The following is a 6,627-nucleotide window of genomic DNA, read 5'->3' as shown; positions in this document are numbered from 1 at the left end:
GTAGCCCCCCTCGGGCCCGTCCCCCTCCCCGCACCGCCCGGCCCCCCGACCGGCCCCCTGCGGTGTAGGACCAACTTAAAGAACGGGCACCCCTCTTCTCCTCCTCCGGCGGGACGAACCGGCCCTGGCCGGAAGTAGGGAGAACCACCTAAGGGCTGTCCACCCTCAGGTGGAGCGCCTCTGAGGGTTCGCCTCCGGGAGAAACCCTGCACCCTGCCGCGACGGCAGTGTCAAGTGAGAAGGTGTCCCAGGGAAATACCTGCATAGGGAAGGGATCTCGTGACCGTCATACCCGGGCCCCGCCGCGGTCCCGTCGTCGCCGCCCTGATGCTCGGCATGGCGCTGGCCGCGCTCGACGGCACGATCCTCTCCACCGCCGTCCCGCAGATCGTCGGAGACCTCGGCGGTTTCTCGGTCTTCTCCTGGCTCTTCTCCGGCTATCTGCTCGCCGCGACGGTCACGCTGCCCCTGTACGGAAAGCTCTCCGACACCTTCGGCCGCAAGCCCGTGCTGATCACGGGCATCGTCCTCTTCCTCGTCGGCTCGGTCCTGTGCGCCACCGCGTGGAACATGGGGTCGCTGATCGCCTTCCGCATCGTCCAGGGCCTCGGGGGCGGCGCGATCCAGGGCACGGTGCAGACCATCGCCGCCGACCTCTACCCCCTCAAGGAACGCCCCAAGATCCAGGCCAAGCTCTCCACCGTCTGGGCCACGTCATCCATCGCGGGGCCGGCGATCGGCGGGCTGCTCGCCGGTTACGCGGACTGGCGCTGGATCTTCGTGATCAATCTGCCGGTGGGCGCGCTCGCGCTCTACCTCACCGTCCGCCACCTCCACGAACCCGGCCGCGACACCTCCACCGCCGCGCGTACGAAGCGAGGCCCCCGCTCCAGCGGCGGTCCCCCGCCCCGTAACCGCCCCCGGGTCGACTGGGCCGGCGCGCTCGCCGTCTTCGCCACCGGAACGCTCCTGGTCACCGCCCTCGTCCAGGGCGGTGTCGCCTGGCCCTGGCTCTCCGTCCCCTCGCTCGCGCTCCTCGGCGGCACCGCGCTCCTCGCCGTCGTCACGTTCCTCGTCGAACGGCGCGCGGCCGAGCCGATCATCCCCGGCTGGGTCTGGCGCCGTCGTCCCATCGCCGCCGTCAACCTCGCGCTCGACGCGCTCGGGCTGCTGATGATCGCGCCGACGGTCTTCCTGCCGACGTACGCGCAGTCCGTCCTCGGCCTCGGCCCGATAGCCGCCGGGTTCGTCCTTTCGGCGATGACCCTGACCTGGCCCATCAGCGCGGCACTCAGCGACCGCGTCTACAACCGCGTCGGTTTCCGCCGTACCGCGATCACCGGCATGTCACTCGCGACGCTGGTGCTGCTGGCCTTCCTTCTGCTGCCCTTCCCCGGCCAGGCGTGGCAGCCGGCGCTGCTGATGCTGGTGCTCGGCGCGGGGCTCGGGCTGTTCCAACTGCCGCTGATCATTGCCGTACAGGGGACGGTCGGCTGGTCGGAGCGCGGTACGGCGACCGCGTCGATCCTGTTCTGCCGGCAGCTCGGCCAGAGCGTCGGCGCCGCGCTCTTCGGGGCGCTGGCCAACGGCGTCCTCACCAACAGGCTCGCCGACGCGCCCGGTTCCGGTCTCCCGCGCGACCTGGACTCCGTGGCGCACGCCCTGGACGACCCCGGGGCCCTCACCGACCGCGCGGCGGACTTCCTGCGCCGCGCGGTGGACTCAGCCGTCGACTCCGTCTTCCTGGGAGCGGCGGTGGCCGGTGCCCTCTGCCTGCTGGTGCTCCTCTTCGTGGCGCCACGCCGCTTCCCCGTCCACCCCGACCCGGCGTCGGACCCCACGCCGGGCACGTCTCCGGACGCGGCCCCGGGCGTGCGGCCCCAGAAGACCCCCGGCCCCCCGGCGGACACCGCCTGAAACACAAGCTCCTCGGGCTGTCGACCTCCTGAGGAGGACAGGCCGCGCTCAGCTCTCCGCGTCCGCCGGTGCCCGACCCGTCAGTGCCGCCAGGCTGTTACGGATGTGCGTCATCCGCGCCTGCACCTCCTCGCGGACCTCGGTGTGCTCCCTCAGGATCCGCTCCGTCTCCCGTACGGTCCGCTCCTCCGCCGCCCGTGCCTGCGCGATCAGTTCCTCCGCGCGGGCGACGGCGTCCTCCTGGATGTGCCGGGCGTTCTCCTCGGCCTGCGCGAAGGCACGCTTCGCCTCCGCCAGTTGACCGTCCGCCCGGGCGGCCAGCTCCGTCTGGTGATCCTGCGCCTGCGCCTCACGGCCCGCGAACTCCCGCTCCGTGGCGGCCAGCCGCTCCGCGTGCTCCTGGGACAGCTCGGTGAGCAGCGCCTCCGTACGCTCCCGGATCTCGTCGTAGCGGGCCAGCGCCGCGCCCCGTACGCCCTCGGCGTCCCGGCGCGCGGCTGTCCGCTGCTCGTCGGCCGTGCCCTGCGCGCCGTCCACGGCGCGCGTCGCGTACGCGTCCGCGTCGGCCGCGACCGCGTCGGCGTGCGCGCGGGCCGCCTCGCGCGTACGGCGTGCGTCGCGACCCGACTCGTCGCGCAGCGCCTGCGCGTCCTCCCGCGCGCTCGCGCGCGCCGCGTCCGCCTCCTCGACGGCCAGTGCCAGGATCCGCCGGGCGCGCTCCCCCAGTGACTCGTACGTCTGCGGCGGCAGTGCCTCGACCTGCTGCCGCAGCAGCTCCGCCTCCAACTGAAGGCGCTCCGCGACAGCCGCCAGCCGCTGCTCCTCCGCCTCGGCGTCCGACTGGTCCCGCGACAGCTCCGCGAACCGCCGGTCGACCTGCTCGGGGCGGTAACCACGGCCCCGGACGGGGTCGAAGCCGTGAGCCGATGCCCGTGCAGCAGCCATTCCTGAAGCCTCTCTCCGACCTACGGTGACGGGGCCGGGGGCGTCCCTACGAAACGCCCCACCCGTCCATCCTGCTCAAGGATGCGGCATTTGACGCCACCCGCCCGACCTCGCTTCCGTACAGAAGGCGCGGCCGACACGTTCAAGCCATCGCCCGGTCCAGGCGCCGGTACGGCCGGGGCGCCCCCGTGGATCCACGGGGGCGCCCCGGCCGTACGTTCCCACGTGGCGGATCTCACCGCCGGACCGGCTCCGTACGGTCAGAGCAGCCCGTCCCACATCTGCTCAAGCAGGACCGACCACCAGCTCTCCGGCGACGACAGCGCCGCCGGATCGATCGCGGCGAGCTGCGCCTGGAAGTCGACGGTCCAGCGGCCCGCCTGTTCCGGGTTGAGCCCGAAACGCAGCCGCCACATGCGGCCCAGCAGCGCCATCGAGCGCGTGAACTCAGGCAGCCCGGTGTTCACGAACTGCGGCGGGATCGTCTGACCGCCCGGCCCCGTCTCGACCGACACGGCCATGATGTGCGCCGTGCCGTACTGGACACAGATCGCCCGGCCGAAGTCACTGCCCATGACCAGGTACGAGCCCGCGTCCGCCGCCGGCTGGACCTGCCGCTGCGCCGCCAGCTCGGCCAGCGTCGGCACCACCGGCTGCGCGGGCTGTGCCCAGAAGAACGGGCCGAAATCGGCTGGCAGACCCGCCCACACGAGCGTGCGCGCCACGATCTCCGGTACGCCCTGACGGGACACCGCCCGCTGGTCGAACCGGCAGATGCCCTGGGGCCCGAACGCCCCCGCAAGCTCCTGCGCGACGGCCTCCGGCGGCACCGGCTGCGCGGGCGGCACCTGCGGCAGCGGGGCCCGTACCGGCGCCGGACGCGCCGGACCGTCCGCGACCTGGTGCAACTCGCCCTGGTGGGTGAGCAGATGCCGCATGCCCTGCTGACGGCTGGAGTGGTCCCTGCCGTACGGGGCGACGCTGGTGATCCGCACCTGCGGCCAGGTCTCGCGGATCATCCGCGCGCAGTAACCGCCGGGCAGCTCGCAGGACTCCAGCTCGGTGTGGAGTTCGAGCACCTGCTGCGGCGGCACGTTCATGGCGCGCAGCTCGTGCAGTATCTGCCACTCGGGATGCGGCGTGCCGGGCGCCGAGCGGCGGATGAGCTGCGCCTCGGAGCCGTCGGGCGCGCGGTAGCGCAGCACGGCCTGGTAGCCGGGGCCGACCGTCGGCAGGCCGGTGGGCTGCTGCGGGTAGCCGTACGTGCCCGGCGGGGCGCCGGGAGGCGGGCCGGGGGTGCCGGGCGGCGGACCCGGTACGCCGCCGGGGCCGGCCAGCATCGTCGCCGCGTGGTGGACGCCACCGGGCGGGGGCGTGCCGGGCGCACCGGGCGGACCCGGGGGCATCCCAGGGGCACCAGGCTGACCGCCCAGGCTCGGGTCCGCGAGCATCGTCGCCGCGTGGTGGACACCACCCGGCGGCGTACCAGGCGGTCCGGGCGGACCCGGAGGCATCCCCGGAGCACCGGGCGGACCGGGCGGCCGGGGGCCGGCCGGAGGCTGCGGCTGCCCGCCCTGGCTGGGGTCCGCGAACATCGTCGCCGCGTGGTGGACGCCACCGGGCGGGGGCGTGCCGGGCGCACCGGGCGGACCCGGAGGCTGCGGACCGCCCGACCCGAGGCTCGGGGCGAACTGCGTCGGCTGGTAACCACCGCCGGGAGCACCGGGTGGACCAGGCGGGCCGGGCGGCTGACCACCGGGACCACCAGGGCCACCAGCCCCAGCGGCACCAGGCACACCGGGCGGACCGGGCGGGCCCGGAACTCCGGGGACGCCAGGGGCACCGGGCGGCGGCGGAGCCGAGGCACCGCCACGCGCGCCGCGCGGCGGCGCCGTCGCCTTGCTCGTCGCCGCGTCGGCGATGTCACCGGCGGTGGACGCGGGGGCGGGAACGGGAGCCGGGCCGGAAGCCGGGGCCGCCGGGCCGCCGAGCCCCGGAGCCAGGTGCGTACGCGGCAGCTGGCTGCCGCCCGACATCAGCGCCGTCGGCGCCTCGGCGGCCAGACCGGGCGGCGGTGTGTCGTCGTCGTCCGCCCCGGACAGCGGCGGCGCGAAGACCGTCGCCGGAAGCCCCACCGAGGCGTCCTCACCGACGGAGTTGGTGTCCGTACCGGCCCAGGGCGTGTCCCCGGCCGGCGAACTGCTGCTCTGCGAAGCCGAGGCCGAGGCCGAGGCCGCAGGCGCGGAACCAGCAGCAGGCGCGGGCACACCAGCACCAGCACCCGAGCCCGACCCAGAGCCAGACCCCGACGCCGAACCCCCCGGAACACCCATCCTGTCCGCCGCGTCCTGCAACCACTCCGGCGGCGTCAGCAAGAAGGACGTCTGATTCAGATCGATACGCTGCGGCGCCTTCGGCGGCTCCTGCGCCTGGGCCGTCGCCAGCGCCCCGTACTCCTCCTCGTACCGCCGGATCACCTCACCCACCGGCAGCCCCGGCCACAGCGTCGCCTCGCCGCTGTCCCTCGCGATCACCAGTCGCTGTACGCCGCCGTCCGACCTGGGACCGTCCGGGCGGTCCTCCGCCCACACCACGAACCCCAGCTCGAACTCCCGCACCCGCACCTCACGGTGCTGATACGCGGGCATGTCGCCGTTGACCCACTCGTCCGCGCGTTCCTGCGCCTGAGCGAATGTCACCATCGCGCTCACCCCTCCACCGGGACGGCGCGGGCGAAGCCGCCGTCCACCATCAGGTTCGCCACCGTGTCCAGCTCCGGCGGATTGCCCGCCAGCCTCATAAGGAAGGCGTCGAAGTCAGCTCCGCAGGGCAGCAGCAGGCGCTCCACCCGCTCCGTCACGCTCCAGCCGTCGCGGTCACGCGCGTCGTCGTACGCGCAGAACCAGACCGAACCGGTCTGCTCGCCCCGTACCTTCACCGCCAGGATGCCGCCCTGGACGAACGCAACGCCCAGGTAGTCCTTGGTCAGATGGTCCCGCAGACACTTGTTGACGTACAACAGGTCGTTGACCGCCGCCTCTTCACGCACGGTGAAGAACGGCTGGTCCACCAGCAGCCCCAACTCCGCGTCCAGCGCGGCCCCCACCGGGGCGCAGCCGCCGGCCGCCTTGAGGAAGGTGCGGTACGCGCCGGGCAGCCGGTAGCCGAGGTCCTCCTCCACACCGAGCAGTTGCTGCTCGGTCACCGACACCGAACCCTTCGGCAGTCCGAAGTGCACCGGCCGCGTCTCCTGAAGAGGACGCGTCCCGCGCTTGTCGTGATCGACCAGAGTCGTCGCCAGCCCGCCGTGATGACGCAGCAGCGCCTTGACCTCCACCGGCACCAGCAGCAGCCGTCGCGAACTCGGCGCGTGGTGCCAGGTCCAGCCGTGCGGGGTGGCCACGGCCGGGATGGTGTCCCACAGTTCGTGACCGTCGGCGTGCAGCGCGGCGTTCGCGGACACGTAGTCCGTGAGGCGCAGCTCGTCGACACCGAAGCCCTCGGGAGGCTCGGCGATCTCGGCGGCGGCACGCGCGTACGGCGCGAAGTCCGGGAAGCCGTCGCCGTCCACCGGCACACCTCTGGGGTGGCGGGACGCCCGGACCGGGTCCGGGAATCGAACGACCTGCCCGGCGTAGGCCGCGTTCGGTGGCGCGGCTTGCTGACCGAGCCGACCTGTCGTCATGGCGGATGCCCCCTGCTGGCTTCTGACTGGTTCGGCACAGCCTATGCGGTGAAGCAAGAGGGGACGCCGCCCCTCCGCCC

4 protein-coding genes are annotated in these 6,627 nt (G+C 73.7%); 1 reads left to right on the top strand and 3 read right to left on the bottom strand.

The window, feature by feature from the left end:
• Positions 1 to 327 precede the first annotated feature (327 nt).
• A complete protein-coding gene (locus BHU15_RS23585; RefSeq protein ID WP_079128332.1) occupies positions 328 to 1,917 on the top strand; it encodes an MDR family MFS transporter in 1,590 nt (529 codons plus the stop codon).
• A 48-nt stretch (positions 1,918 to 1,965) separates the two neighbouring features.
• On the opposite strand, the gene BHU15_RS40310 is transcribed toward BHU15_RS23585, so the two are convergent.
• The 3 genes from BHU15_RS40310 to BHU15_RS23570 all read right to left on the bottom strand — a co-directional run bounded on the left by BHU15_RS40310 (position 1,966) and on the right by BHU15_RS23570 (position 6,547).
• Entirely contained in the window at positions 1,966 to 2,862 is an 897-nt protein-coding gene (locus BHU15_RS40310) for a coiled-coil domain-containing protein (protein WP_069629031.1), read from the bottom strand.
• Positions 2,863 to 3,122: 260 nt separating this feature from the next.
• Complete coding sequence (locus BHU15_RS23575; RefSeq protein WP_069629030.1) at positions 3,123 to 5,564, bottom strand: SUKH-4 family immunity protein; 2,442 nt, start codon at positions 5,562 to 5,564, stop codon at positions 3,123 to 3,125.
• 5 nt (positions 5,565 to 5,569) lie between these two features.
• The gene (locus BHU15_RS23570; RefSeq protein ID WP_078494328.1) at positions 5,570 to 6,547 is read right to left on the bottom strand and encodes an SMI1/KNR4 family protein; all 978 of its coding nucleotides are present in this window, start codon (positions 6,545 to 6,547) and stop codon (positions 5,570 to 5,572) included.
• Positions 6,548 to 6,627: the final 80 nt, after the last annotated feature.

This window comes from Streptomyces niveus, from assembly GCF_001723055.1.
Lineage (GTDB): Bacteria > Actinomycetota > Actinomycetes > Streptomycetales > Streptomycetaceae > Streptomyces > Streptomyces niveus.
Note: the sequence above shows the minus strand (reverse complement) of the source record. Positions and strands in the feature narration are given on the sequence as shown.